Raw genomic sequence first — 25184 nt, forward strand, 5'->3', positions numbered from 1 at the left:
CGCGCTCTTTAATACACCGCCTGGATAGCGTTTGCTTAGGCCCCGCAGTTTGCGGCGAACGCTATCCACCACTGGACGCATGCCTGAGGTTCTTCTCGTGCCTGATATGAAGCTTTTTGCTGGTAACGCCACCCCGGAACTAGCACAACGTATTGCCAACCGCCTGTACACTTCCCTCGGCGACGCCGCTGTAGGTCGCTTTAGCGACGGCGAAGTCAGCGTACAAATTAATGAAAATGTACGCGGTGGTGATATTTTCATCATCCAGTCCACCTGTGCTCCAACGAATGACAACCTGATGGAATTGGTTGTTATGGTCGACGCGCTGCGTCGTGCTTCTGCTGGCCGTATCACTGCTGTTATTCCTTACTTTGGTTATGCACGTCAGGACCGTCGCGTCCGTTCCGCGCGTGTGCCAATCACCGCTAAAGTTGTCGCTGACTTCCTGTCCAGCGTCGGCGTTGACCGCGTACTGACGGTCGACCTGCACGCAGAGCAGATTCAGGGCTTCTTCGACGTGCCGGTTGATAACGTATTCGGCAGCCCAATCCTGCTGGAAGACATGCTGCAACTGAATCTGGACAACCCGATTGTGGTTTCTCCAGACATCGGCGGCGTGGTACGTGCGCGTGCTATCGCGAAGCTGCTGAACGATACCGACATGGCGATCATCGACAAACGCCGTCCGCGCGCTAACGTTTCTCAGGTGATGCACATCATCGGTGACGTGGCTGGCCGTGACTGCGTGTTGGTGGACGACATGATCGATACCGGCGGTACGCTGTGTAAAGCCGCTGAAGCGCTGAAAGAGCGTGGTGCGAAACGCGTATTCGCTTACGCCACTCACCCGATCTTCTCCGGCAATGCGGTAAACAACCTCCGTAACTCCGTCATTGACGAAGTTGTGGTGTGCGATACCATTCCACTGAGCGACGAGATCAAAGCGCTGCCAAACGTGCGTACGTTGACTCTGTCCGGGATGCTGGCCGAAGCGATTCGTCGTATCAGCAACGAAGAATCGATCTCTGCAATGTTCGAACACTGATCGAACACGGCCAAAAAACCCGCTACGGCGGGTTTTTTTGTTTATAGTATTTATTTGTATGACTTATGCCTCCTTCACCTGCCATTCATATGACAGATGATGCGCACACGGATGATAGATAATTGTGAAAAAAGTAACCTCCTCACATGTTCTGCCCTTTCGCGCCCTCATCGACGCCTGCTGGAAAGAGAAATACACGTCGTCACGCTTTGTTCGTGACCTGATAGCCGGGATCACCGTCGGGATTATTGCCATCCCGCTGGCGATGGCGCTGGCGATTGGTAGCGGCGTCGCGCCGCAGTACGGGCTGTACACCTCGGCCGTTGCGGGGATTGTGATTGCGCTGACGGGCGGGTCCCGCTTCAGCGTCTCCGGCCCGACGGCCGCCTTTGTGGTGATCCTCTACCCGGTTTCCCAACAGTTTGGTCTGGCAGGCCTGCTGGTTGCCACCCTGATGTCCGGCATCTTTTTAATTCTGTTTGGTCTGGCCCGCTTTGGTCGCCTGATTGAATATATTCCCCTTTCCGTAACGCTGGGGTTCACCTCGGGGATTGGGATTACCATCGGAACCATGCAGATCAAGGATTTCCTCGGCCTGCAAATGGCCCATGTTCCGGAGCACTATTTACAGAAAGTGGGCGCGCTGTTTATGGCGTTGCCGACGGCCAACCTGGGCGATGCGGCCATTGGCATCGTTACCCTCGGCACACTCATCGTCTGGCCTCGCTTAGGTATTCGTCTCCCGGGGCATCTCCCCGCTCTGCTGCTGGGCTGCGCGGTGATGGGCGTCGTCAACCTGCTCGGTGGACAGGTCGCCACCATTGGCTCCCAGTTCCACTATGTTCTGGCGGACGGCTCACAGGGTAGCGGTATTCCGCAGCTGCTGCCGCAGCTGGTTCTGCCGTGGGACATGCCGGGTTCCAGCTTTATCCTGAGCTGGGATTCCCTTCGAGCTCTGCTGCCCGCCGCATTCTCCATGGCCATGCTGGGCGCGATTGAATCTCTACTGTGCGCCGTTGTGCTCGACGGCATGACCGGCACTAAGCATAAAGCCAATAGCGAGCTGGTCGGCCAGGGCTTAGGGAACATCGTTGCACCGTTCTTCGGCGGTATTACGGCTACGGCTGCGATTGCCCGTTCCGCCGCGAACGTACGTGCGGGCGCGACATCACCGGTTTCGGCGGTCATTCACTCCCTGCTGGTGATCATGGCGCTGCTGATCCTTGCCCCGCTGCTTTCATGGCTTCCGCTCTCTGCCATGGCTGCGTTGCTGCTGATGGTGGCCTGGAACATGAGTGAGGCGCATAAGGTGGTTAACCTGCTGCGCCGCGCGCCGAAAGACGACATTATCGTGATGCTGATCTGCATGTCGCTGACCGTGCTGTTCGATATGGTTATCGCTATCAGCGTCGGCATAGTGCTGGCCTCGCTGCTGTTTATGCGCCGCATCGCGCAGATGACGCGTCTCTCCCCGGTTAACGTTGAGGTGCCTGACGATGTGCTGGTGCTGCGCGTGATTGGTCCGCTGTTCTTCGCCGCAGCGGAAGGTTTGTTCAGCGATCTGGAATCCCGCATCGCGGGCAAACGGATTGTGGTGCTGAAGTGGGATGCCGTCCCGGTGCTGGATGCCGGCGGTCTGGATGCCTTCCAGCGCTTTGTTGCCCGCCTGCCGGAAGGCTGCGAGCTGCGGATAAGTAACCTCGAATTCCAGCCCCTGCGCACCATGGCGCGCGCAGGCGTGCAGCCGATCCCTGGCCGATTGTCCTTCTACCCTAACCGTGAAGCTGCATTAGCGGATCTGTGAGTCATCTGATGCAGAGACGCGTCTTTGCATCATCACCCCGATCGCCTGCTGGAGCCATTCAAGCACGGCAGGCGTCATCCACGTGCCTTTCATCAGATGCGGCTCCTGCTGCATGGCGAGGCGAAATTTTTGCTGGGTCTGCGGGTTTGTTCCCGCATAGGACTGGAATAAAACCAGCCACTTTTCTGCCAGCTTTTGCGCATCGTCAGAAGCGGGACTGAGATTATCTCGCTGCGCCTGATGCAGCTTCGCCACCAGCGGCGGCCACTCCATCATCCGGTCAAAGTAGTGCGCCCGGGTAAAGGCCATCTCTTCGGCAGTGAGATATTTCTCCCAGATGCTGAGCTTTGATTCGGCAAACGCCCGCGTGATGTAATCAGTTATCTCCGGCGTAATGCCGGTTTGCTCCTGCATCTGCGGCTCCACGCTGTGCATCTCGTTCAGGCGGGTCAAAAATTCCGGTTTGCCTGCGGTATCCTGCTCCAGGCGTTCCATCCACCGTGAAGCCAAATCGGTCGCCCGCGCGTCCGTGACGCTGACGTTCTGTTCCAGCAAGTGTTTAACCTCCCTCACCAGCCCCGACCAGATATCCGCCAGCGCCTCTTTCTCTACCGCAAACGGCAGTTGCTGCAACTCTTCTTTGCTAAACCAGCGATCGTACATATTCATTAACTCCAGAGTCTGTAGCCAGGATTCCAGATCCGGCGTCGCATCGTCGGTCAGCCCGGTACGCAATTCCACCAGCCGGTTGCGCAGCGTATGGATACTACGCAGTTGCTTGTCCAGCAGAGTGATTTGCCCGTCGAGTAATTCGGCTAATGACAGCGAACGCTGTTTCAGAAAATCCCTGATTTCGGCAAGCTCCAGCCCGGCTTTTGCCAGCGTCTGGATCATATGCAGACGCTGCACATCCGCCAGGTTATAAAGCCGGTAGCCTGCCGCGCTTCTGGCAGAAGGTAACAACAGCCCTGTTTGCTCGTAGTGATGCAAAGTCCGCACGGTGATCCCGGCACGTTTCGCCAGTTCTCCCACCTGTATCAACATAACGGCTCCTTTTGTTCTGCCAGTGTTGTTACTCTGAAGCCTTACGTTACGTGAGGGTCAATGCGTCATGCAAAAAAAAACGACTTCAGATGAAGTCGTTTCGGTGTTCTTTATGGGGCACTAGCTATGCTTGCGCTGGTCGCGGCGGCATCGTTTATCGTAATGACGCACCCACCAGTATTTATCGCAGACTTCCTCATGTCCGCTCACGCGCGCCCCGGCGAGCCACAGTACCGCACCGAGGAAGATACTCAGCACCGCGCCATGCGCAAAGTATTGTGGGAGGTCAAGCTGCGGTAATTGGTTTAAGATTGAATAACCGACACCGGCGACCATCACGAACAGTCCCAACCCCATTAGCACGTTACCGAGCATTGAAGCGTTTTTGCGTTTCATATGTCACCTCCGGAACTTTGGGTTGTCAGGGGAAAAGCCCCTTCTCCTTGTGTGTAAAGTATAGACAACGCCTCTTATATGAGTTGCGTGAATGATCACATTTACTGATAACTCCCGGACAAAAATTTACAAATAAGACATTGAACAGCTTGAAATTCTAATTGTTCAAAGAAGAAATTATTCGCATTTCGGTGTACCGCAGGCAGAACTTTGTCAAGCGGCGCGCCAGACAGTAAACTACGCGCCAGATCTGGAACCCATTAGGAAGTAAATTGTGACGATTAAACTGATTGTCGGCCTCGCCAATCCGGGCGCAGAGTATGCCGCTACCCGCCATAACGCCGGTGCCTGGTATGTTGATCTGCTGGCGGAGCGTTTGCGCGCTCCCCTGCGTGAAGAACCCAAGTTTTACGGGTATACCTCACGCATCAATCTTGCGGGTGCTGACGTGCGGTTGCTGGTGCCAACCACCTTTATGAACCTGAGCGGCAAAGCCGTGGCGGCCATGGCAACGTTTTATCGCATCAATCCGGATGAGATCCTGGTGGCCCACGACGAACTGGACCTGCCGCCAGGCGTGGCGAAATTCAAACTGGGCGGCGGTCATGGCGGCCACAATGGTCTGAAAGACATCATCAGCAAACTGGGTAATAACCCTAATTTCCACCGTTTGCGCGTGGGAATCGGCCATCCGGGCGATAAAAACAAAGTTGTTGGTTTCGTACTGGGTAAACCACCGGTTTCTGAGCAGAAGTTGATTGACGAAGCGGTGGACGAAGCGGCCCGCTGCACCGAGATTTGGCTTCAGGATGGCCTGACAAAAGCCACCAATCGACTGCACGCTTTCAAAGCGCAATAATCGGCGCCCTGGGGCTTTTTTACCGCGCGTCGCGCGGGTTACGTGTATAATAGGCGTAGTTATTTACTTTTCTTCAATCGGTTATCGTTAACGGATTGATTATCAAGATATTAAGGTGATTTAGAAATGGGATTCAAATGCGGTATCGTCGGTCTGCCAAACGTGGGCAAATCCACCCTGTTCAACGCGCTCACCAAAGCAGGTATTGAAGCGGCGAACTTCCCGTTCTGTACCATCGAGCCGAACACCGGTGTTGTTCCTATGCCCGATCCGCGTCTGGACCAGCTCGCGGAAATCGTGAAGCCGCAGCGCATTCTGCCAACCACCATGGAGTTCGTGGACATCGCGGGCCTGGTAAAAGGCGCTTCCAAAGGTGAAGGCCTGGGCAACCAGTTCCTGACCAACATCCGTGAAACCGAAGCGATCGGCCACGTTGTGCGCTGCTTCGAGAACGACAACATTATCCACGTTAACAACAAAGTGGATCCGGCTGACGACATCGACGTCATCAACACCGAGCTGGCCCTCTCTGACCTCGACACCTGCGAGCGCGCCATTCACCGCGTGCAGAAGAAAGCCAAAGGCGGCGACAAGGACGCGAAAGCGGAACTGGCTGCGCTGGAAAAATGTCTGCCACAGCTGGAAAATGCCGGCATGCTGCGCGCGCTGAAAAACCTGACTGACGAAGACAAAGCGGCGATCAAATACCTGAGTTTCCTGACCCTGAAGCCAACCATGTACATCGCCAACGTTAACGAAGACGGTTTCGAGAACAACCCGTATCTGGACAAAGTGCGTGAAATTGCCGCGGCTGAAGGTTCTGTAGTGGTTGCGGTTTGCGCTGCCGTTGAATCTGATATTGCAGAGCTGGACGACGCCGACCGTGAAGAGTTCATGGCCGAGCTGGGTCTGGAAGAGCCGGGCCTGAACCGCGTGATCCGCGCGGGCTATGAGCTGCTGAACCTGCAAACCTACTTCACCGCTGGCGTAAAAGAAGTGCGTGCGTGGACCATCCCTGTGGGTGCGACCGCGCCTCAGGCGGCTGGTAAGATCCACACCGACTTCGAGAAAGGCTTCATTCGTGCGCAGACTATCGCGTTTGAAGACTTCATCACCTACAAGGGTGAGCAAGGCGCGAAAGAAGCAGGCAAGATGCGTGCGGAAGGGAAAGATTACATCGTTAAAGATGGCGACGTGATGAACTTCTTGTTTAACGTTTGATTTGAATGAAAAAAATCCACGCTTTGGCGTGGATTTTTTTATTGTGAGGTTAAAACACATTGTCTAAGAGATCAGTTTTCATGCTGGAATCTAAGGGAATGATTTCGGCAGACACAAGCCTAACGCCTGAAAAGAGCCCTCGCGCTAGCGCTCTTTAAGAGATGCAGGACTCTCAGATTTAGCGAGAATGACCCCACCAGTTCTTGGGATCCGTCTTCCGGAAGTCAGAAATATCCCCTCTGAATACCCTTTTTTAGTCACTCAACATGAGAAGGTATCGTTGCGTCAACCTCCTCAAGGGGTTTATATACGTCAATATGACAATGTAAACCGTAGTCAACTTTTTCCTCGTAGCCTTTTTTAAACTGCTTGATATAACTGCTGATACAGTTCCTTTTTTGCCACCGGTTATAGTTATCATTTTTTTGGCGCTTTTGAACTTAATACGCAGGGCCCGATTGAGACAACACGTTACGCTTCATATCCCAGGAATAAAACCAATCATGCCAGCCATTTTTTTTTGCTGGATAGCTACAGACAACGATCACTTCCTTTGACAGGTTGAATGTTAAGTAATAGAAAGTCGCACCTTCAGGAGGGGCAGACCAAAATAGTTTTTCGCCCTGCACATTGAAGATGGTCAAAACGGTTGGTAATGGCTTAGGCTCGCTTAACACAAAGACTAACTGGCGTGTTAAGTCGACCAATGCATAGCTTAAAAATGGCACACTAACAAGTATGTTACTTTCACCACACGCCCATTGAAGCAGGTCTTTTTCTTTAATACAAATGAGATTTTCAATCATTGGTAAACCTCAACGTTTAAAGTTTGATCTGCTTCAAATCACCTTCAAAAAGCCCCACAAGATATACCCGGTATCGGGCTGGCTGCACTTCTTTATACGTTAATATAGCGGAAAACTCTTTTAAACACTTTGAACATGTGTTTTTCGAAACATCTAATTGGCTTTCATCATAGCTATATTTCTTATGTTCACTATCAAGCTTCACACCTCTCATTTTCTTAACCAAAAAGCATTTTACCTCTTCTGTGAGCGTGTCAAACTCATATGAGTTTACGATAGAGTAGACTATTACCCCCTCGCATTCAGGGCATGTTATTTCCTTTCCATACTCTATGAAATCATTGTCAATGCCATCAAGGACTAATAACTTCTTTTTCAGTCGATTAGTAAGTTTCATTATTTAAATTTTAAGTTTATCAATAAAAAAGTAAGGCTATAAGAAATGGAGGATTTTATTAATCATTAACATCATTTAGTCAAACATTCCATTCTATATAAACACCACAATCGAAGCTTTTTTCATTAGACTGTACAACAATATTTCCCCATTCATGCCTCCATTGAAATCCATATGGGGGATTGTTAATTTTAAGATTAGGCTTTGATGTAATTTCATTCTCAACCCATACTGTCAAACGCTGCTGCTCATCCGATAAATTACTCAGACTAGCCCTTTTATCCCAATCCTCTAACGTTTTATAAAAACTTCCATCCTTACTAGTAAGGAATAATGATGGAGAAAAAGAAAATGCTGAAGGCCTCAGTTCCAAAATGAAAACTTGATCTTTCCATTTAACATTATCGATAGCGAAATAAAAAGGACCTACTGTAGTCAATGGCGAGAAAAACTTGTAAAATGCGGAATTTTTAAAAGTATCAACATCTTTTAATTCGATGGGGTAGTTGTTAATTTCTACAAATCCAGTATGAACATCAAGTTTCATTTCTAACATATCTAAACCACCTTTTTTGGAAGTGACTACTTTATATTCCAAACTATATATACCCCATGATTAAATGACTTTGTCTCATATGAGACTGAAACCCGCCCCCACTCAAAGTTCCACCTAATGATGTCTGTTTCCGTGGTATCAGGCGTGTCCAGGTTCAGTGATTCTTTCAGCCAGTCAGACAGGCTTTTCACTGATTCATTTAGCATGTGAACATTAGTTCGTGCATTCCAATCATTTAATGATTTATAGTATTGACTATTTTTATCAACAAGATGAAGCATAAAATGAAAACCATAGCACACCGGGCGTATAGTAACTTGAAATTCTTTATCGAAAAACATTACTGAGTCAACAAGGTAGTGATTCGACATATTTTTATTTACAGCTTTGCGTTTTACTAATTCGTGATATAAATCACACTTACAAAAGCCTTCTTCAGTATCTATTTTTAAAGGAAGACCATCAAGGTTTAGCTCACCGGTAATCGGGTTGAATTTAAATTCAATCATGCGACCTGAAGCTTATTTTTATTTGTAATAAAAAATGGCACTACAATGCAGCGTTGAGCAGTTTCATCTAATATAAAAGAATTATCTATTTTGATATTGACGTTGGCTCCAAATGCGTCCTCTGGTAATGGGTCGAATATAACATAATCTTTGTGAAGAACAGCACCTTGAGAAACATTGCCTTTTCCCCAGTAATTCAGCTTTTCGTCATAGTCTCTGGATCGTAACAACATTTGACTATGTGAAATCAGTAGCTCAACTATTTGTATTTTTTTATCATTCATTACATTACCTCGATTTTTATTATCGTTCTACCGATAATGTGGGGTCAGTCCATTAAAAATAAAATGCTTGTGAAATTCTTTAAGGGGTTAATGATTAGCTGTAATATGAAAACTGATAGGGGAAGCACCCTTCCCCTGCTGCTCAAACTTTGAGCAGCATGTTAGTAACAAGCGCAAACCCTGAAACCCCCATTATAGTTTAATTAGGATATTCGGCAACAACTAACCGCCTGATTTAGTCCTCTCCATTATACAAATCACCAGCATAATTAAATATTTTCAATTATTTTTTCTGTGAGATCAGCGTAACTAATAATTTCCTAAACGCCATTGCTGATATTTTGATTGCCGGTAAAGATAATTTTCATCTCTTTACCGAGCCATTCCCAACCAAAAAAATATAAAAACGAACGGAAAAATAAATCCCCCACGTAATTATCTGTCAACAAAAATAAAAGTAAATATCCCGTATTAAATCTCCATCAACTTCATCAACAGTTCTGGTTTTGATTTTATTAAAGTCAGCTAAAATACCTTTCACTGGCACAGTAGACTTTGATATATCATCATAAAATGCTTTTTGTTGACTTTCCGGAACATATTTTTTTATTAAAAAAACAAGATTCTTTCGTAACTCTTCATCTGTCATCGCTTTTACTCCGGAATTATAGTAACACGTTCAAAAATAACAGGGTAATTACGTTCGATTGGTAGCAACTGTAATGCCCCACCTTTACCATACTCAGGATATGCACTGGTGAAAAGCTCATATCCAGGCCCTCGACCACCATTGGCAAGAGGTACTTGCACCTGAGGCACTCCATTTTTATACAGTTGTAATGTATCAAACTCACCTAATAAACGTGCATCACTCCATGAATCAGGATTACCTTTCTCATAAAAAATTTGATAGGCGTCCCTGGCTTCATGTGCAGATTTATATTTCGTATACCCAAAATAACTTAACGGGGCTGATTTATTTTCTATTGTCTGTGGAGCATATTTGCTATCCATATAACGATATGCTGTAGAAGGCATAGTCGAACTAGGGCCATTTGGACCAACATAGAAATCAGGTTTTGTTTTACCGCTACACTCGCGGCTCAACCCCCACGGATCCACCCACCCCAGCGCATTCGGCGCATACTGGTAAAGGTTTATCCCCCCCGCCAGCCCTATCGGGTCCTGCTGCGTAAACCTTCCGCAGTCCGGGTCATAATACCGGAACAGATTGTAGTGCAGCCCTGTCTCACGATCCAGGTATTGCCCCTGCATACGCAGGTTCTGGGAATATCCTGATACCTGCGTCTCGCTTTCCCGCAGCAGTTTGCCCCAGGCACTGTTCACCCCTTCCCAGCGCACCTGCCCTTCGCTATCCGTCATCCGCTCCGGTGTGCCGTTGGGCTGGCAGTGGAACCAGAAGATTTCCGGGGCATCAACGCCGTCGATACGTGCCAGCGGATCGTAGCTGTCCTGATCGCTGTAGACGTAGGTCAGCGGCACATCCCCGTGCACCTCCTGCAACAGCCGGAACCCTTCCCAGACAAACCGGGTGGTGACCGGCTTGCCGGTCGGCTGCCCAAACAGCATCTGGCGGCGCGTTTTGCTGATGCGTCGTCCGAGTGGGTCATAGCGGAAGCTGACCTGCGTCTGCGGCCTGTTGCGGTCCCGCGGCTGGCTGATGACCTCCGTCAGGCGGTGCTCGCCGTCGTAGCGGTAGTGCCAGCGGGTCTGGCCGTTATCCTTCTCCACGGTGCGGCCGTGGATGTCATAGCGCCAGCGAATGCCGTTCAGCTGCGTCAGGCGGTTGTGCGTGACCTTCTCAGCAGACTCTTCAAGCGATAAAGGTTCTGTAGTGGTAGCGTTTTGGAACGCGGTTGAATCCGATATCGCTGAAATGAACGACGCCGATCGTGAAGATTTCATGGCCGAGCAGGGTCTGAACCGCGTGATCCGCGCGGGCCATGAGATGCTCAGCCTGCAAACCTACTTCACCGCGGGCGTAAAAGAAGTGCGTGGACCATCCCTGTGGGTGCGACTGCGCCTCAGGCGGCCGATAAAATCCACACCGATTTCGTGAAAGGCTTTATTCGTACACAGACTATCGTGTTTGAAGACTTTATCACCTACAAGGGAGAGCAAGGCGCGAAAGAAACAGGCAAGATGCGTGCGGAAGGCAAAGATTACATCATTAAAGATGGCGATGTGATGAACTTCTTGTTTAACCTTTGAGTTGTTTTTAATGGGAAAAATCCCCGCTTGGGCGTGGATTTTTTTTACATGGTAAAGAGAATGATGTCGGCAGTCGCAAATTTTAACGTCTGAAAAGGGTGCTGGTGTAAACGCTCTGCTGGTCAGGCAAGTCTCTCACCTTTAGCAGGTATACCCCCTTTGCGTACGCCAGTTTCAGGCACTCTTGTCGCTGTAATTTTAATGTTAAATGTGAATTTAGTACGAAGGTCCTGATCTAGACAACGCGTTACGCTTCATATCCCAAGAATAAAACCAATTATGCCAGCCATTTTGTATTACTGTAAAATTACATACAACAACCACTTCCTTTGACTGGTTTAATGTTAAGTAATAGAAAATAGCACTTTCAGGAGATGCAGACCAAAATAGTTTTTCACCCTGAGCGTTGAAGATGGTCAAAACGATTGGTAACGGCTTTGTCTCGCTTAACACAAACACAAATTGGCGTGTTGAATCGACCATTGCATTGTCTAAAAATGGTTTGCCGAAAATATATTTTATCCTTTAGCGATCAAAACGCTTCTATGATCAGTTTCATTTTTTATCCAGAACATTTCATCTTGAGGTAACGATCCATTACTGCAAAAATCAACAAGTTCACCTTGCCAACCATCAGGAACATATTCTTGATAATGCATACTCTCAACATATTCCGAATATAATCTTTTATTATCAAAGTCTATAAATAAATCCGGCATAAGTTCATATATATCCCACCAAATTGTTTTTTGCGAAAGCCTTTTATAAAACTCCTCAGCAATGTCATCCTTATCGTATGAATAACCATCGTTAATTAAACCATCAATGAATATCTGCGCGTTTTCTTCATTTACAACTGGTATGTCATATCTTTCCTTATGGGTATTCTGTAGGTTTATTTCCACCCCACTTTTCACAAAATCCTCTACCCATTTTACTCTGTCTAAGACCCACATTTCCTTGAACGCAACGAACCAATAAAATCTTCCTTCATACTTAACTATCACAAGGAGTTCGTCATCTTTATTGATATTCATATAGTAACCTATCTTACATTCCCGGAGCCTGGAATCGCTACTTCTTCAAGCCATTCTGCCCATATTGATGGTAATTCACACGACCTACCTGGCGTTGTCGGATCCACGCGTAATGTTTGATTTTTTTATAGAGTAACGAACTTATCCCTTTTGCGCAGATAGAACTCTAGATATTTTTTAGGTCTATCCTGAAACGCACGCTCTTTGCTGTAGTTATGAGCATCGTTAAAATATTTATACGCTTCCTCGAATTGATTTAACTCATAACAGACCATGCCGAGATCGATTAAGGGTGCAGTGTCTATATCCGATCCACGTGTCCGTAATGTCGTTTTTCCCCATTTGTTTTCCTCAGCATAATCCGCAAGATCAAAACATGCGCTGTACATGCAGGCAGCGATCCAGTTGGCGAGTTCCCATTCGAGCTTTGGCTCAGGAAGCGCTTGCCAGGCTTTTTGGTTTTGCTCTAAAGCCTCGGCGTATTTTTGGTTGTCGTGAAACTCGTTCCCTTGATCAATAGTATATTGTTATAGATATTATAATACTTAAGATCTTGTCCTTTTAAATAAAAAACTTTGCCTAAGAAACCGCCAAAAACACCATAATCTATGGTTAAATTTTATTTAAAATTATAAAGTTATTACATTGCAATCAATCATTTTATAGCAAATATTTTTTAGTATTAAGGACTCTATAACATTCCAATCACCACCACCGAGGCCAGCTCCTATCCTTGGCATTTGTATAGAAAGGCGATTAACTAAAGCAAAGTCAGATAATTTTTCAAGACAAACTTTCAGAGAGTCATAACATACGTATTGTTTTTTGTCGTTGATATTTTTCTTTATACCATCCTGCGCATACATATTCGCAATAAATATCTTCTCCTGAGCATCAACCATAACAAAATCAACCACCCCTAATTCTGGGAAGTTATTTTCTTTGAAGCAACTAAGATAGCTTTTTTTTGCCGCAGGATATTTATTTGAAAGGGACAGAACAAAACCTTTACCCCACTTCCCTTTATTATTCACAATATGAGCAATAACTGTGGATTTTTTCAAAGGTTCCACAGCATCTCCAGACAAGTATTTTATTCGCTTTTTTTCTTGCAATGAACCCGTTGATGTTTGCCAGAAAACTTCAAATTCCTCATTTGAAATTTCTTCGGCGTCACTTAAGTTCAGGTCGCTTTTCTTACCATCATACAGCAGGAAGCCAACTTTTTCTTTTTTATCTAGCAAAGAGGAAGAAGCATAATAATTTCCATCTATAATATTTATTTGTCGCGTGGCTACTTCTCCTATGAACTCATTGAGAATAGTCCCTTCACCTGCAATAAAATCAACACTTCCTTTATAATATATTTTCACCTCAACCACAACTCCTCCCACTTTTAACAATTCTTTTAGAGACAACGAGATCTTTTGTGTTTAAGATCAAAAATGTATTTTTCCGGGGTTCAATTACATCTAAGCCAGTTACATCTAATTTTACCTGTAACGCTTGATGATAACCCAAAGGATCACCTCTATATTGATTGACTGTTGGGAATGTCACAATGTATGAGGGTAACGGAAGCTGACCTGCGTCCGCGGCCTGTTACGGTCCCGCAGCTGGCTGATGACCTCCGTCAGGTGATGTTCACCGTCATAACAGTAGTGCCAGCGAATGACGTTCAGCTGCGTCAGACGGTTGTGCGTGACCTTCTCAGCAGAGTCTTCAAGCGGTAAAGGTTCTGTAGAGGTAGCGGTTTACGCCGCGGTTGAATCCGATATCGCTGAAATCATCGACGGCGACCATAAAGAGTTCATGGCCGAGCGGGGGCTGAACCGCGTGATCCGCGCGGGCTATGAGCTGCTCAGCCTGCAAACCTACTTCACCGCGGGCGTGAAAGAAGTGAACGCGTGAATCATCCCTGTCGGTGCGACTGCGCCTCACGCGGCCGGTAAGATCCACACCGACTTTGAGAAGGGCTTCATTCGTGCGCAGACTATCGCGTTTTAAGACTTTATCACCTGCAAGGGTGAGCAAGGCGCGAAAGAAGCAGGCAAGATGCGTACGGAAGGGAAAGATTACTTCGTTAACGAGGTTCATGTGGTGAACTTCTTGTTTAACGTATGATTTTTTTTCATTCGATTTAGTTATTATTAACTTTAAAAAAAACCCTCTTTTAGAGGATTGTATTTTTTCCCTCCCCAAGGGTCGTCTAATAAAAACTTAGCAGGGATTGCTTCTTTTTCAGGCACAAGAGTAAAATTATAATAAATCTCGTCCCCTTCACAAACCTCATAAAAGAGCGAATAAATCTTGCCGGTTACGTTAATGCTTACATCAAATTTCTCTGTCGCAGATGCGATCTGGATCTTATTTTTATCCGTAATAAAAAATGGAACAACAATGCAGCGTTGTGCATTTTGATCTAATTTAAAAGCATTATCTATTTTGATATTGACGTTTGCTCCAAATGCGTCCTCTGGTAATGGATCGAATACAACATAATCCTTGTGTAAAACAGCGCCTTGAGAAACATTACCTTTTCCCCACTGACTCAGCTTTTCGTCATAGTCTCTGGATCGTAACAATATTTGACTATGTGAAATTAGCAGATCTACTGTTTGCATGATCTTATCACTCATTATATTCCCTAGACTTTTATTCTTGTTCCATATGATTGTTATGGAAAAACATTACCAATACTCGAACCTGCACCAAAATTACTGCTTTTAGATATCAGTTATAAGTTGTGCCGTGCCGTTGGATTGGCAATGGACCCAGAAGATATATGAAGCATCAACACTATCTACACGCGCCAGCAAATCGTAGTTGTCCTGACCACTTTCGTCGACGTAGGTGAACAGCACATCCCCGTGCGCTTCCCCCAGTAGGCAGTCATTCCCAGACACACCGGGTGGTGATGGCTTGCCGGTTGGCTGTCCGCCCAGCTTCTGGCGTCGCGTTTTACTGATGCGGCGACCGAGCGGATCGTAGCGGAAGCTGACCTGCGTCTGCGGTTTTTTGCGGTTCCTCGGGTTTGGCCGTTATCCTTCTCTACAGTGCAAGCATGGGTATTATAACGCCAGCGAATATCATTCAGCTGCGCCAGGCGGTTGTGCGTAATGTTCTCAACAGAACCTTCGAGCGGGTTAGCGGCTGCATCCCAGACCCCCTGCTCCTCTCCGGCCAGCGTGCCGTCCTGAACCAGGAGACGCCCGGCACTGTCTGTCGTACTGCCAGCGGTACCATTTGAACGGGTTATCGTCCCGCTCTTCGCGCACCAAGTTATTGCGGTAGTAGTAATCCCAGCGGCGCTGCGACGGGCGCTGGGTATTTTACTTACGACAGTGGATGTCATGACTCCAGAAAATGCTTACCTAGGGTTTTATGTAAAGTAAATAATCCGAGGGATCAACCCTAACCCACACTTCAGCGTTTTATTTTTTGTGGGTTCCAATCAGAGTAATCAGCAACACGGATTTCATTAAGAACAAGATCTAGTGGAACATGTGCAATGCTATCTGCAATTTCATCATATGGCGCTGGCAACTCGAATGAAAAACCAAAGTCGTCATTTATAATAATACAGCCATTAAATATACGCTGTTTGTAAGTCAACCCTATTATTTCCCCCATCGTTTGGCCTGTTTGTAATATTTTATTATACCTCCCCTTATAGTTTACGTTACAACCAATAGAAATGATCGTTCCATCTTCAAGGGTAGCGATTGTCATTGTGTCATCTACAATATATGCAAGCCTTTTCTTATCATCAGGCAAGAAATAATCAAAGTAAGTTACCTTATAGCCAGCATATAACTCGCTTATGTACTTACTGATATTATCCCCCAAAAAAACGTTACCTAGTGCTCTTCCTGATAAAATATCAGCATTAAAATCAATCATTTTATACCCCCCCATTAAGTAAAACTCCGTCAACATAAACAGGTGAATCGGTTATTAAATCATAATTTTTAAACTCTCCATGACCAATTCTCCCATATACTACATCAGCACCATCAACTTCGCGATAAACTTTCCAGTAATCATTACCATGAATATTAGGTTGAGTTGGAGTCCCTCCGGGATGATAATCTAATTTGTACGTAGTACCTGATTTTGTTGTTTTGACATATTGAATATGTTGGATAGCTCCTGGTTTATTGGCTTGTGGATATGTTCTCGTCCAACCTTTGGATGTCAAAATATTATGAACATCAGCGGGTTTTTTCCCTGTTAATCTATCCACCCATCTTTGTGTTATACGATCTTTTTGAGAAAAACCACATTTTAACCCCCACGGATCCACCCACCCCAGCGCATTCGGCGCATACTGGTAAAGGTTAATCCCTCCCGCCAGCCCTATCGGGTCCTGCTGCGTAAATCGTCCGCAGTCCGGGTCATAATACCGGAACAGATTGTAGTGCAGCCCTGTCTCACGGTCCAGGTATTGACCCTGCATGCGCAGGTTCTGAGAATATCCTGATACCTGCGTTTCGCTTTCCCGCAACAGCTTGCCCCAGGCGCTGTTTACCCCTTCCCAGCGCACCTGTCCTTCGCTATCCGTCATCCGCTCCGGCGTGCCGTTGGGCTGACAGTGGAACCAGAAGATTTCCGGGGCATCAACGCCGTCGATACGCGCCAGCGGATCGTAGCTGTCCTGATCGCTGTAGACGTAGGTCAGCGGCACATCCCCGTGCACTTCCTGCAACAGCCGGAACCCTTCCCAGACAAACCGCGTGGTGACTGGCTTACCGGTTGGCTGGCCGCCCAGCATCTGGCGGCGCGTTTTGCTGATGCGTCGCCCGAGCGGATCGTAGCGGAAGCTGACCAGCGTCTGCGGCCTGTTGCGGTCCCGCGGCTGGCTGATGACCTCCGTCAGGCGATGTTCGCCGTCGTAGCGGTAGTGCCAGCACGTCTGGCCGTTATCCTTCTCCACGGTGCGGCCGTGGATATCATAACGCCAGCGAATGCCGTTCAGCTGCGTCAGGCGGTTGTGCGTGACCTTCTCAGCAGATCCTTCGAGCGGGTTACCGGCTGCATCCCAGCGCCACTGCTCCTGGCCGGGCAGCGTGCCGTCCTGAACCAGCAGCCGGCCTGCGCTGTCGTACTGCCAGCGGTACCAGCTGAACGGGTTATCGTCCCGCTCTTCGCGGACCAGGTTATTGCGATAGTCGTAATCCCAGCGGCGGGACCAGCGGCGCGGCGACGGGCGCTGCGCATTGCCGGTAAAGACGTCCCGGCGATGCAGTCGGCCAAGACGATCGTATTCGCTGCGGGTGGTCAGCAGCCCCTGGGTGCGGCTGGTCTCCCGGTGGAGTTCGTCGCGGGTAAAGTCGGAGACCGACAGCTTATCGAGCGCAATGCTGAGCAGATGCCCGCTGCCGTAGTAGAACTGCTTCAGCTCGCGGCCATCGGGCAGCGTGACGGAGGTGCGGTTGCCCAGCGCGTCATACTCCCACGCCAGCTCACCGTGCTCGCCAGCTTCGCGCGTGACGCGCCCGAGCGCGTCATACTCAAACACAAGCTCCTGCTCGGCCTCGGCGCTCCAGGCATCGGCTGAAAGTGCGGGATGCAGCCCAATCCGGCTCAGAAGGCCGGACGGGGTGTAGTGGTAGCGGGTCTGCCCTTCCGGCGTGGTGCGGGCGACCAGCTGGCCGCTCGCGCTCCAGGCGAAAGCATGGGTGATGGCCTCCGGATGTCCGGCGGCAAAGGTGCGCGCTATCGTACGCCCGCAGGCGTCATAGCGATACTGCGAGGCCACGCCATCAAGCCCCACCTCTTCCAGCAGCAGCGAGTCTGCGCCCCAGCGGAACTGATACGCTTCGCCGTTTTCGTTTTCCAGGGCAATCAAACGCCCGCGGCTGTCCCAGCGGCGGCGCACCTCTTCACCCTGCGTATTACGGGTGGCGGTTAAGCGCCCTGCCTCGTCGTATCTGAACTCGCTCTCTTTCCCATCGGCGCCCGCATGCTTCACCGGCAGGCCACGTTCGTTCCATTTGAGCGACTCGGTCCAGCCTTCTGGTCGGTCGAGCTGCACCGGACGCCCTGCGGCGTCGTAGCGGTAGCGAGTCTCTTCACCGTCGGCGGCTGTCTCAGCCACCAGCCAGCCCAGCGGATGATAACGGTATTGTGTCACACGGCCCGAACAGTCCGTCGCACGCACCATCTGCCCGGCCTCGTTGTACTCCTGGTAGCGGCTGTTCCCGGCGGCATCGACTTCTTCCACAACCTGACCAAACTCGTCCCGACGCAGCAGCGTGGTCTGCCCCATCGGGTCCACCACGCGCTTCAGCCCGTGATGTTCGTCGTACCAGAACCGGGTGGCGCTGCCGTCAGCTTCGATAATGGCCGCCGGAAGCGCGCGGTGCTCCAGCCAGGTGGTGGTGCGGGTGTTGCCGTCGGCGTCGATCTCCTGCACCCGGTTGCCCATGTCGTCATAGACGAAGGTAACGGCATTACCCAGCGGATCGATGCGACGCGTGAGGAGTTCGTTGTCATCCCACTCGTAGCGCCAGTTCTCACCGCTCTCGTCAACGTAGCGAACAATGAGGTTTTGCGCGTTCCAGTAATGCTTTCGCGTCTGACCGTCGTAGTGTTCGACGGTCGTAAGCCCGGCGGCTAGATCATAGGTAAAGCGACAGCCGTCGCCGGTGCTGGTGCGGTTTTCCACCACGCGCCAGTGGTCGAATTTTTGCCAGCGGTATTCGCTCTCCAGCCCGCCCGGCAGACGGTGCCAGACCATCAGGCCATCATCGTTATAACGGTATTCACGGGTAACCACGCCGGAGGCATCCGTTGCGCTGGCCAGCTGGCCGCGCGCGTCATACCCCCACTGCATCAGCGGCCATGTCTGGTTGCCGTCAAAATGGCTCGCCGAGGTAACGCGCTGCGGGAAACGTTCATCGTCATAGCGCAGGGTGACATCGATCGCCCGCGGCTCATCGTGCAGTCCGACCAGCCGCCCGTGCTCGTCCCATTCCGTCAGCAACGCGTTGCCGTATTCGTCGCTGAGGGAGGCCAGGCGCATGATGGCTGGGTTAGCGCGGGTCGGTTTATACAGACGCCACACCGCGCCGTCATCGTCGGCTATCGCCACGTCGCCGCTCTCATTGCGGCGGATAATGATGCCTTCGCTAATGCTGTAAAACGCGCGGTCGACCGGCGGCAGTTCAAAGCTCAGCTCGCGCCCGGTTTCATCGAACCAGGTGGCATTGTTTTCTTCCAGCGTCAGATAGCTGTCAAAGGTGGTAGCCCAGCCCAGACCGAAAAGCCCTTCGCGGGTGGTCAGGCTGTTGTAGCTGCGCTGCCAGCGCAGCGGAAAGCGCCCCGGCAGCGAGAAATCGAGTTCGTCGTCGTCATTCAGCACCTTCACGCCGGTAGCAGCGTGAACCGGGTGCGAGGAGCCGAACACGGCGTTGACGGCCATATCAGCCAGCATCCCGCCACCGGCAGCAGCCAGCGCGCAGGGCATGTTTTTCAGGATCTTGCCCGGACGCCCGCGCAGGAGGGAGAGCGCAATCATCCCCAACGCCAGACCCGGCGTTTTACCGCTTTTGATATCGCGGACCGTGAGGGTGTCGCCGCCGATGATCACGTTCGGGGAGACGTCGTCGGAAACGGTGCCTTCGCAGGTGGTGCGATCTTTCGCACGCACCGCGGGCTGCCCGTTGATAAAGACGCTTTTGGAGCCTTCCGCCAGATACTGTGGCCCGGAGTGTTTATCACACGCCACCTTGTCTTCTTCCAGCGGCGAGGTCCCTGCGGCGGCTGAGGCAACGCTCGGCTGCCACATTTCGCTGCCAAACTGTCCGGCAGCGGAGAGCAGCATACCCGCGTAGTCGGCAAAGCTGCCCGGCGACTGCGGCTCAGGGGACGGGGTATCGGCAGGCGTTAACGTCCCGGCGGCGCGTGCACCGGGAAGTTTATTTGTCAGAACATTGCTCGAACCGGTGGTGATTTTACCCGCAGGCGACGGCGGGAAAAGCGCATTGCCTAATCCTTCAGCGGCGTTGCTGATATCGTCGGTGATCCCGGCGACGTTCGCCAGAACCCCACCAATAATGCCGCTCAACAGACAGCTGGATCCAATCGCCGCCACGCCTGCTGCTGCGGCCCCGGCTCCGAGCAGTGGGGCCGCGACGGTCGCTGCCGCGCCCACCGCCGCGCCAATCACCGCATAGGCGGCACCTTCCGCCACAATGCTGGTAATATCAGCAAAAATGCTGGAGTGAATAATCTCGTCGCCCTTACGGGCCGCGTTGTTATCGCTCATGCCTTACACATTCCGGTTGTCGTTTAGCGTCAGACTCTGCTTCAGTGCGCTCCAGCGCGCCTCGTCCTCTTCCGTAAAGGCTTTTAAGGCCGAGAGGGTAAAAATCATCAGTACCGGTTTGCCCGGCGTCTGCACGGCCAGCTGTTTTTGCCACAGGCGCTGGCCGTTACGGTCAAAGGTGGTCTCAACTTCCAGTCCGCTAATGTTTCCGTCTGGCCCGGCTTTTACGTGCTGAAATTCGCTCTGGGCGATCTCCCCCATCTGAGGGCGCAGGACTTCCCACTGACGGTGGAACTCTTGTTCGTAATCGCTACCATCCGGGATGACGCCGCGGCTGACTACCACGGACAGCCCGCTTTCGTCATCGCGAATGATGTTCATGCTGTTGTCCTGCCAGGCGGCAGGAAAAAGGGTAAAGGAACCTTCCTGGAGGGTGTATTTCATAAGTGAACTCGGGATGATTAATATTGTGAGAAACAAAAGAGGCCAATCCGTGCTGGCCTTTTGGCTGGCTGTATAGTTATTTAAGCCACTGGCCTGACTGTTCGACTAAAACATGACTGCCTTTGCTGACAACCAATTTCACAGGTGCATACGTTACGGTGTAAACGGTCTCGCCATTCTTGTACGTTGAGCCGATTATTTTACCTGCGGAGTCGTGCAACGTTTTTCCCCTTAAGGAGATCGTACTGTTATCGCTTTTGCGCACGCCGAGATAGACCATCTGGTCACATTCGCTATCAAAATGACCGCACTTATTTATAAGAGAAATAGCGAACCTTTCGGTGTCCAGTTTTCTGGTTTCAGCGTTTTGAACCGAAGCGGCTTTACGTAACGTATAACGCTGCGGAGCATAATAATTTCCTTTTTGAGGAGGAGTAACTAAACGCCATTCCATCTCACTCCCCTTTATTTCCAGAACAGCCCGACCGCCTACGCCGCCAAATGATGAGTTGAACTCAACGTTGGCACGATTGCCAGCGATCGTACCGCTAAGATTTTGCTCATCATCTTTAGGGCAATCTATGCGGTTTCCTCTCTGGGAGATATAGCAATAAGAGCCGGTGATCCGGTTGCCTGATTCAGCTAACCGCAGTGTTAACGTCGAGTCGTTCTCGAATTCGCCAGCCCAGTCCCCGTCAAACGCGAGACCTGCCTGGATGTTCGTTGCAAAATGCATAGCATTGAATCTGGCAGCCCATTGCTGAATATCGGCATGAATAACCGGGCTATTATCAGAAGACTGGTAATGAATGACGTCCGACTCCGGAACCACCCAGGCCGCAAAGATTTTGCCGTCAGGATCGATGACCAGCGCTGACGCATTCTCCTGGTAGAGATCCTTTAGCCAGCCTTCGACAAACAATCCTCCACCTGTGGTGGTATGCGGTTCACCGAAGACATCAAAGTTATCAATAAAGGTCTGGTAATGATTTCCCAGCGTCTTCCTGAGATTGTCTGTCACTTCACTGTCGTTAACAATGTGACTAACCGTATTGAGCTTATTGTACTGCGATAATTCAAGTGCCGTAGAGGTTTCAACGACACCAGCCAATAAAGCCGCGCACAATGCGGGTGCTAAAAATTTATTGGGCATAATTTACTCTGAAGAACTATTATCGTAATTCATTGTTATTTTCACAACGTTGCCGCCCTTCATCTCAAAAGAGAGTACTTTTTTACCCAACGCATAGGAAACCCACTGGGTCCCGGAATCATTTTCAACAAGGCCATTGCCGTATGCGTTGTTCAGCTCTCTGGTTGTTGAACCCACATGGACACCCCGCGGCGTTGCGAAGTCTTCGGCAGTCAGCGTAATCTGCGACACGATATAATCATCAACGCTTCGTTCAGCTTTATCCCACCAGAGATTTGAACTGAATATTTCTAACCCAGCCCTTTGATGCTGGTAGAATTTATAGTTCGTTCCGTCAAAAGGAACCTCACCGACAAAGTTTCCTTCCCACGGCACATCAATTTTACCGGCACTATCAGGAGACCATCGGTCGCCCAATGCGACAGGCTGATCTTTGATCTGCACAGAAAAATCCCGTTTTGTCAGAACGGGAGGCATCACCTGAGCCAAAACCACATTGCTGCCGAGACAGGTAAACATCAGGGCAGAAAAAAGAAATGTCGGCGTGTGTTTTTTCACGTTAATCGTCATTTATTGAATGTGTATTGCAATTATCATCCAGAAGAAACCGCCAGGACATGAGTGCAGTATTTCTTAGTCTGCGCTAATGACGACTGAACCCAGACAGTGAGGATTTTTCACGGTGAAACTGAAGCTCACCTTTTGTCCATTCATATCTTTTCGGGCTGTATAGCTGGTCACTTCGTTCTCCGAACGGCCGCGCGGATAATCAGTTAACCTCAACTGCGGATAGCGCTTTTTAACGGTATCAAGCGTTATGCATTGACCTGAGGAGGGTGAAAAATTTAGTAAAGGCGCCATGCCGTCGTTATCTTTGCTTAAACGTAACTCAATTGCGGTTATGTTCGTCCCATCGGCGAGTTTGATATCGTCGGCATTGTAGAAATTGATATATTCATTTTGCCTGGTCATCTTAAACGATAACGGCGCATTACTAAGGGTTGTAACGGATAACGTCTTAAGCGATGCGCTCATCCCGGAAATGAACATCCAAAGATCCTTTTTCTGAGCGTCTCCTTCAGCCATTCCCGTCGTTAATAATGCGATAAGTACCGCACCGGCCTTACTCATCTTTTGGCGTAAATTTCGCCTGCACCGCCGCATCAATATCCCCTTTATGCCCCGATCCCGGCGCCGTAGTGCCCGGCTTGGTTCCCGACGTGTTCAGATGCAGCTTACCGCCCGTGGTGATATACCCATCCCCTTCGACAAAGAAGTTAAACTCTTTGCCGATCAGGTTAATCTTGCCGTTCGCGTTGAGTTCAATGGCGCTCTCACCCGAGACCAGCCGCAGCTTCGTCCCGGAAGCAATAACATACTGCTCTACCGCCGCATCCAGCTTGCCTTTACCCGTCAGGATCTCGGTTCCGCCTTTCACGGCCTGGATCTGATTAGCCTCCACGCGATGCAGCTCATTTTTCTTCACGTAATGGCTGCGCGCGCCGCCAACGGTGTGCGTTTCATCATTTTTAACGCTGGTGTCCATGTTGCGCTCGGCCTGGATCCACACCTGCTCTGCGCCCGCCTTGTCCTCAAAGCGCAGGGCGTTGGCGTTGTCCACGGAACCGTCTTTTGTCCGGCTCATAAAGCCCATCTGCGTCGCCGCAGCCGGCAGCGCCCACGGCGGCATGCTCGCGTCGTTGTACACGCGACCAGTAATGATCGGACGGTCCGGGTCGCCGTTGATAAAGTCCACCACCACCTCATCGCCGACGCGCGGGATTTGCACCCCGCCGTAGCCCTGGCCCGCCCACGCGCTCGACACACGCACCCAGCAGGAGCTGGTGTCATCGCCCTTCGCCAGACGGTCCCAGTGGAACTTCACCTTCACGCGACCGTATTTGTCCGTCCAGATACTCTCCCCCTGCGGCCCCACCACTTTCGCCGTCTGCGGGCCGTAGGTGCGCGGCCACGCCGTGGACTGTGCCGGACGGTAGGACACCGACGCCGGAATGACCGTGAAATCGGTGCGGTGAATGGTTTCCCCCTCACCGCTCGCGTAGCGGTTCTCCTCGAAATGGTAGCCCGCCGCCGTCACCAGATACTCGCCGTTGTCGCTGAAGAACGGCGCGTTGGTCAGGGTGAAGATGTGGCCCGGCGCAATGCCCGCAGCGGTAGCCGTCGCCTGAATCTGCTGATGCTCAACCTGCCAGCGCTCCTGACGGATGCGGGCGTAGAACTCCGCATGGCCTGTCTCCACAAAGCGACCCGGCCAGTCGTACACGTCGATGCTGCCCGGTTTCGGTGACGCCGGGTTCTGCTGCGCCTGGAACAGCCACGCATTCGGCTTGCGGAAGTCGTAGTCGTCGAGGCTGTAAATCCCCGGCGTGACGCTGTCCTCCAGCGCCCACTGGCTGATGCCCTCTTCATCCGTACTGCCGCCGGACGGCGTCTGATGGTAAGGAATGACCTCATAGCCGCTGAACGGCTGATGCTGCGTCGCGGCGTCGGTCAGCACCAGGGTGTGCTTGTCCGCCTCATGGCGGAAGTAGTACGCAATCCCCTCCAGCTCCATCAGGCGGCTGATGAAGTCCAGGCTCGACTCCTGATACTGCACGCAGTAGTCCCACACCCGGTAGCTGCCGGTGAGTTTGTCTTCGAGGTTAACCTGATGCTCACCCAGCAGGGTTTTGACAATCTGCGGTACCGTCTGGCCCTGGAAGATACGCAGGTTACGGTCGCGCTTCATTGGCCACAGGTCCGGCTCCACCGTCAGCTGGTACACCGCATAGCGGGTGCCCGTCAGCTCCACGGCGCTCACCGCCACGCGGGTAATCTTGCCGTTAACATAGCGGGAGGTCAGCAGATTCTGCGTCGGGATGGTCACCGTGACCGGCTGGCCGAGCAGCCTGCTGCGGTCGATGCGCGCGTCTGTGCCGAGCACGGTCAGCGTCAGCGCGAACGACTCGGACATCGCCTCGCGGCCGGAGAGTTTCCAGAAGAGCAGCCCCTCAACCGGGAGCTGGACGGTAATTCGGTTGAGCATAATCTTTATTCCACTATGGACGAATCTCAGTGCCAGAAGTTAACTCATCTCAGTATGCAAAGCGGAAACGCCGTTGATG

22 protein-coding genes and 5 pseudogenes are annotated in these 25184 nt (G+C 50.6%); 6 read left to right on the forward strand and 21 right to left on the reverse strand.

Annotated features, from left to right (window positions below; genetic code table 11):
• The first annotated feature begins 97 nt into the window (after positions 1–97).
• Both prs and dauA read left to right on the forward strand, forming a co-directional pair.
• Complete coding sequence (gene prs / locus ACOTZD_RS00645; protein WP_003856663.1) at positions 98–1045, forward strand: ribose-phosphate diphosphokinase; 948 nt, start codon at positions 98–100, stop codon at positions 1043–1045.
• A 124-nt stretch (positions 1046–1169) separates the two neighbouring features.
• Complete coding sequence (gene dauA / locus ACOTZD_RS00650) at positions 1170–2849, forward strand: C4-dicarboxylic acid transporter DauA (RefSeq protein WP_174402217.1); 1680 nt, start codon at positions 1170–1172, stop codon at positions 2847–2849.
• On the opposite strand, the gene ACOTZD_RS00655 is transcribed toward dauA, so the two are convergent.
• Both ACOTZD_RS00655 and ychH read right to left on the reverse strand, forming a co-directional pair.
• On the reverse strand, positions 2835–3893 hold the full coding sequence (locus ACOTZD_RS00655) for a MerR family transcriptional regulator (RefSeq protein WP_022651374.1): 1059 nt from the start codon (positions 3891–3893) through the stop codon (positions 2835–2837). The genes dauA and ACOTZD_RS00655 overlap by 15 nt on opposite strands.
• A 120-nt stretch (positions 3894–4013) precedes the next feature.
• The gene (ychH, locus tag ACOTZD_RS00660; protein ID WP_003856655.1) at positions 4014–4289 is read right to left on the reverse strand and encodes a stress-induced protein YchH; all 276 of its coding nucleotides are present in this window, start codon (positions 4287–4289) and stop codon (positions 4014–4016) included.
• A gap of 274 nt (positions 4290–4563) precedes the next feature.
• On the opposite strand from ychH, the gene pth reads away from it, so the two are divergent.
• Positions 4564–5148: an aminoacyl-tRNA hydrolase gene (gene pth / locus ACOTZD_RS00665; protein WP_006810922.1), complete on the forward strand. Its 585-nt coding sequence runs from the start codon at positions 4564–4566 to the stop codon at positions 5146–5148.
• 126 nt (positions 5149–5274) lie between these two features.
• Positions 5275–6369 (forward strand): redox-regulated ATPase YchF, encoded by a 1095-nt coding sequence (gene ychF / locus ACOTZD_RS00670; protein ID WP_003856650.1) that lies wholly within the window; start codon positions 5275–5277, stop codon positions 6367–6369.
• A 49-nt stretch (positions 6370–6418) separates the two neighbouring features.
• Here ychF and ACOTZD_RS00675 read toward each other — a convergent pair.
• The 7 genes and pseudogenes from ACOTZD_RS00675 to ACOTZD_RS00705 all read right to left on the reverse strand — a co-directional run.
• Positions 6419–6709, reverse strand: a pseudogene (locus ACOTZD_RS00675) (YciI family protein).
• 100 nt (positions 6710–6809) lie between these two features.
• Entirely contained in the window at positions 6810–7175 is a 366-nt protein-coding gene (locus ACOTZD_RS00680) for a hypothetical protein (protein WP_003856647.1), read from the reverse strand.
• A 476-nt stretch (positions 7176–7651) separates the two neighbouring features.
• Positions 7652–8128 carry a hypothetical protein gene (locus ACOTZD_RS00685; protein ID WP_003856645.1) on the reverse strand — a complete coding sequence of 159 codons (477 nt, stop codon included), beginning with the start codon at positions 8126–8128 and terminating at the stop codon, positions 7652–7654.
• 26 nt (positions 8129–8154) lie between these two features.
• Positions 8155–8637, reverse strand: coding sequence for a hypothetical protein (locus ACOTZD_RS00690; RefSeq protein ID WP_023314281.1), 483 nt, complete (start codon positions 8635–8637; stop codon positions 8155–8157).
• Positions 8634–8921: a competence protein ComJ gene (comJ, locus tag ACOTZD_RS00695; protein WP_023314282.1), complete on the reverse strand. Its 288-nt coding sequence runs from the start codon at positions 8919–8921 to the stop codon at positions 8634–8636. The genes ACOTZD_RS00690 and comJ (ACOTZD_RS00695) overlap by 4 nt, the downstream gene beginning before the upstream one ends.
• A gap of 442 nt (positions 8922–9363) precedes the next feature.
• On the reverse strand, positions 9364–9570 hold the full coding sequence (locus ACOTZD_RS00700) for a hypothetical protein (protein WP_022648388.1): 207 nt from the start codon (positions 9568–9570) through the stop codon (positions 9364–9366).
• A gap of 5 nt (positions 9571–9575) precedes the next feature.
• Positions 9576–10760 (reverse strand): annotated as a pseudogene (locus tag ACOTZD_RS00705) (RHS repeat domain-containing protein); the annotation flags it as partial.
• Between ACOTZD_RS00705 and ACOTZD_RS00710 the strand changes: the two are divergent.
• A pseudogene (locus ACOTZD_RS00710) lies at positions 10756–11153 on the forward strand (DUF933 domain-containing protein); the annotation flags it as partial. The pseudogenes ACOTZD_RS00705 and ACOTZD_RS00710 sit on opposite strands and share 5 nt — an antisense overlap.
• 518 nt (positions 11154–11671) lie before the next feature.
• On the opposite strand, the gene ACOTZD_RS00715 reads toward ACOTZD_RS00710, so the two are convergent.
• The 3 genes and pseudogenes from ACOTZD_RS00715 to ACOTZD_RS00725 form a co-directional block, all read right to left on the reverse strand.
• On the reverse strand, positions 11672–12190 hold the full coding sequence (locus ACOTZD_RS00715) for a hypothetical protein (RefSeq protein ID WP_023324823.1): 519 nt from the start codon (positions 12188–12190) through the stop codon (positions 11672–11674).
• Between the two features lie 629 nt (positions 12191–12819).
• Complete coding sequence (locus ACOTZD_RS00720) at positions 12820–13608, reverse strand: Appr-1-p processing protein (protein ID WP_045898815.1); 789 nt, start codon at positions 13606–13608, stop codon at positions 12820–12822.
• Between the two features lie 153 nt (positions 13609–13761).
• Positions 13762–13920, reverse strand: a pseudogene (locus ACOTZD_RS00725) (RHS repeat protein); the annotation flags it as partial.
• On the opposite strand from ACOTZD_RS00725, the pseudogene ACOTZD_RS00730 reads away from it, so the two are divergent.
• Positions 13907–14314: pseudogene (locus tag ACOTZD_RS00730) on the forward strand (DUF933 domain-containing protein); the annotation flags it as partial. The pseudogenes ACOTZD_RS00725 and ACOTZD_RS00730 sit on opposite strands and share 14 nt — an antisense overlap.
• Positions 14315–14346: 32 nt before the next feature.
• Here ACOTZD_RS00730 and comJ (ACOTZD_RS00735) read toward each other — a convergent pair.
• From comJ (ACOTZD_RS00735) to ACOTZD_RS00775, 9 genes are all read right to left on the reverse strand, one after another.
• Positions 14347–14829 carry a competence protein ComJ gene (gene comJ, locus ACOTZD_RS00735; RefSeq protein ID WP_023314287.1) on the reverse strand — a complete coding sequence of 161 codons (483 nt, stop codon included), beginning with the start codon at positions 14827–14829 and terminating at the stop codon, positions 14347–14349.
• Between the two features lie 164 nt (positions 14830–14993).
• The gene (locus tag ACOTZD_RS00740; RefSeq protein WP_023324827.1) at positions 14994–15545 is read right to left on the reverse strand and encodes a hypothetical protein; all 552 of its coding nucleotides are present in this window, start codon (positions 15543–15545) and stop codon (positions 14994–14996) included.
• A gap of 71 nt (positions 15546–15616) precedes the next feature.
• Complete coding sequence (locus ACOTZD_RS00745) at positions 15617–16093, reverse strand: hypothetical protein (RefSeq protein WP_032628402.1); 477 nt, start codon at positions 16091–16093, stop codon at positions 15617–15619.
• Between the two features lies 1 nt (position 16094).
• On the reverse strand, positions 16095–20462 hold the full coding sequence (locus ACOTZD_RS00750) for an RHS repeat-associated core domain-containing protein (protein ID WP_234903198.1): 4368 nt from the start codon (positions 20460–20462) through the stop codon (positions 16095–16097).
• A 3-nt stretch (positions 20463–20465) separates the two neighbouring features.
• Positions 20466–20906 (reverse strand): DcrB-related protein, encoded by a 441-nt coding sequence (locus ACOTZD_RS00755; RefSeq protein ID WP_023314292.1) that lies wholly within the window; start codon positions 20904–20906, stop codon positions 20466–20468.
• A 76-nt stretch (positions 20907–20982) separates the two neighbouring features.
• Positions 20983–22059, reverse strand: coding sequence for a hypothetical protein (locus tag ACOTZD_RS00760; RefSeq protein WP_023324830.1), 1077 nt, complete (start codon positions 22057–22059; stop codon positions 20983–20985).
• A 3-nt stretch (positions 22060–22062) separates the two neighbouring features.
• Positions 22063–22629 carry a hypothetical protein gene (locus ACOTZD_RS00765; RefSeq protein ID WP_023324831.1) on the reverse strand — a complete coding sequence of 189 codons (567 nt, stop codon included), beginning with the start codon at positions 22627–22629 and terminating at the stop codon, positions 22063–22065.
• 63 nt (positions 22630–22692) lie between these two features.
• A complete protein-coding gene (locus ACOTZD_RS00770; RefSeq protein WP_072204174.1) occupies positions 22693–23190 on the reverse strand; it encodes a hypothetical protein in 498 nt (165 codons plus the stop codon).
• The gene (locus ACOTZD_RS00775) at positions 23183–25105 is read right to left on the reverse strand and encodes a type VI secretion system Vgr family protein (RefSeq protein WP_174401952.1); all 1923 of its coding nucleotides are present in this window, start codon (positions 25103–25105) and stop codon (positions 23183–23185) included. Before ACOTZD_RS00775 ends, ACOTZD_RS00770 begins: the two co-directional genes overlap by 8 nt.
• Positions 25106–25184: the final 79 nt, after the last annotated feature.

Source organism: Enterobacter cloacae complex sp. SHL022 (genome assembly GCF_049237785.1).
Lineage (GTDB): Bacteria > Pseudomonadota > Gammaproteobacteria > Enterobacterales > Enterobacteriaceae > Enterobacter > Enterobacter hormaechei_C.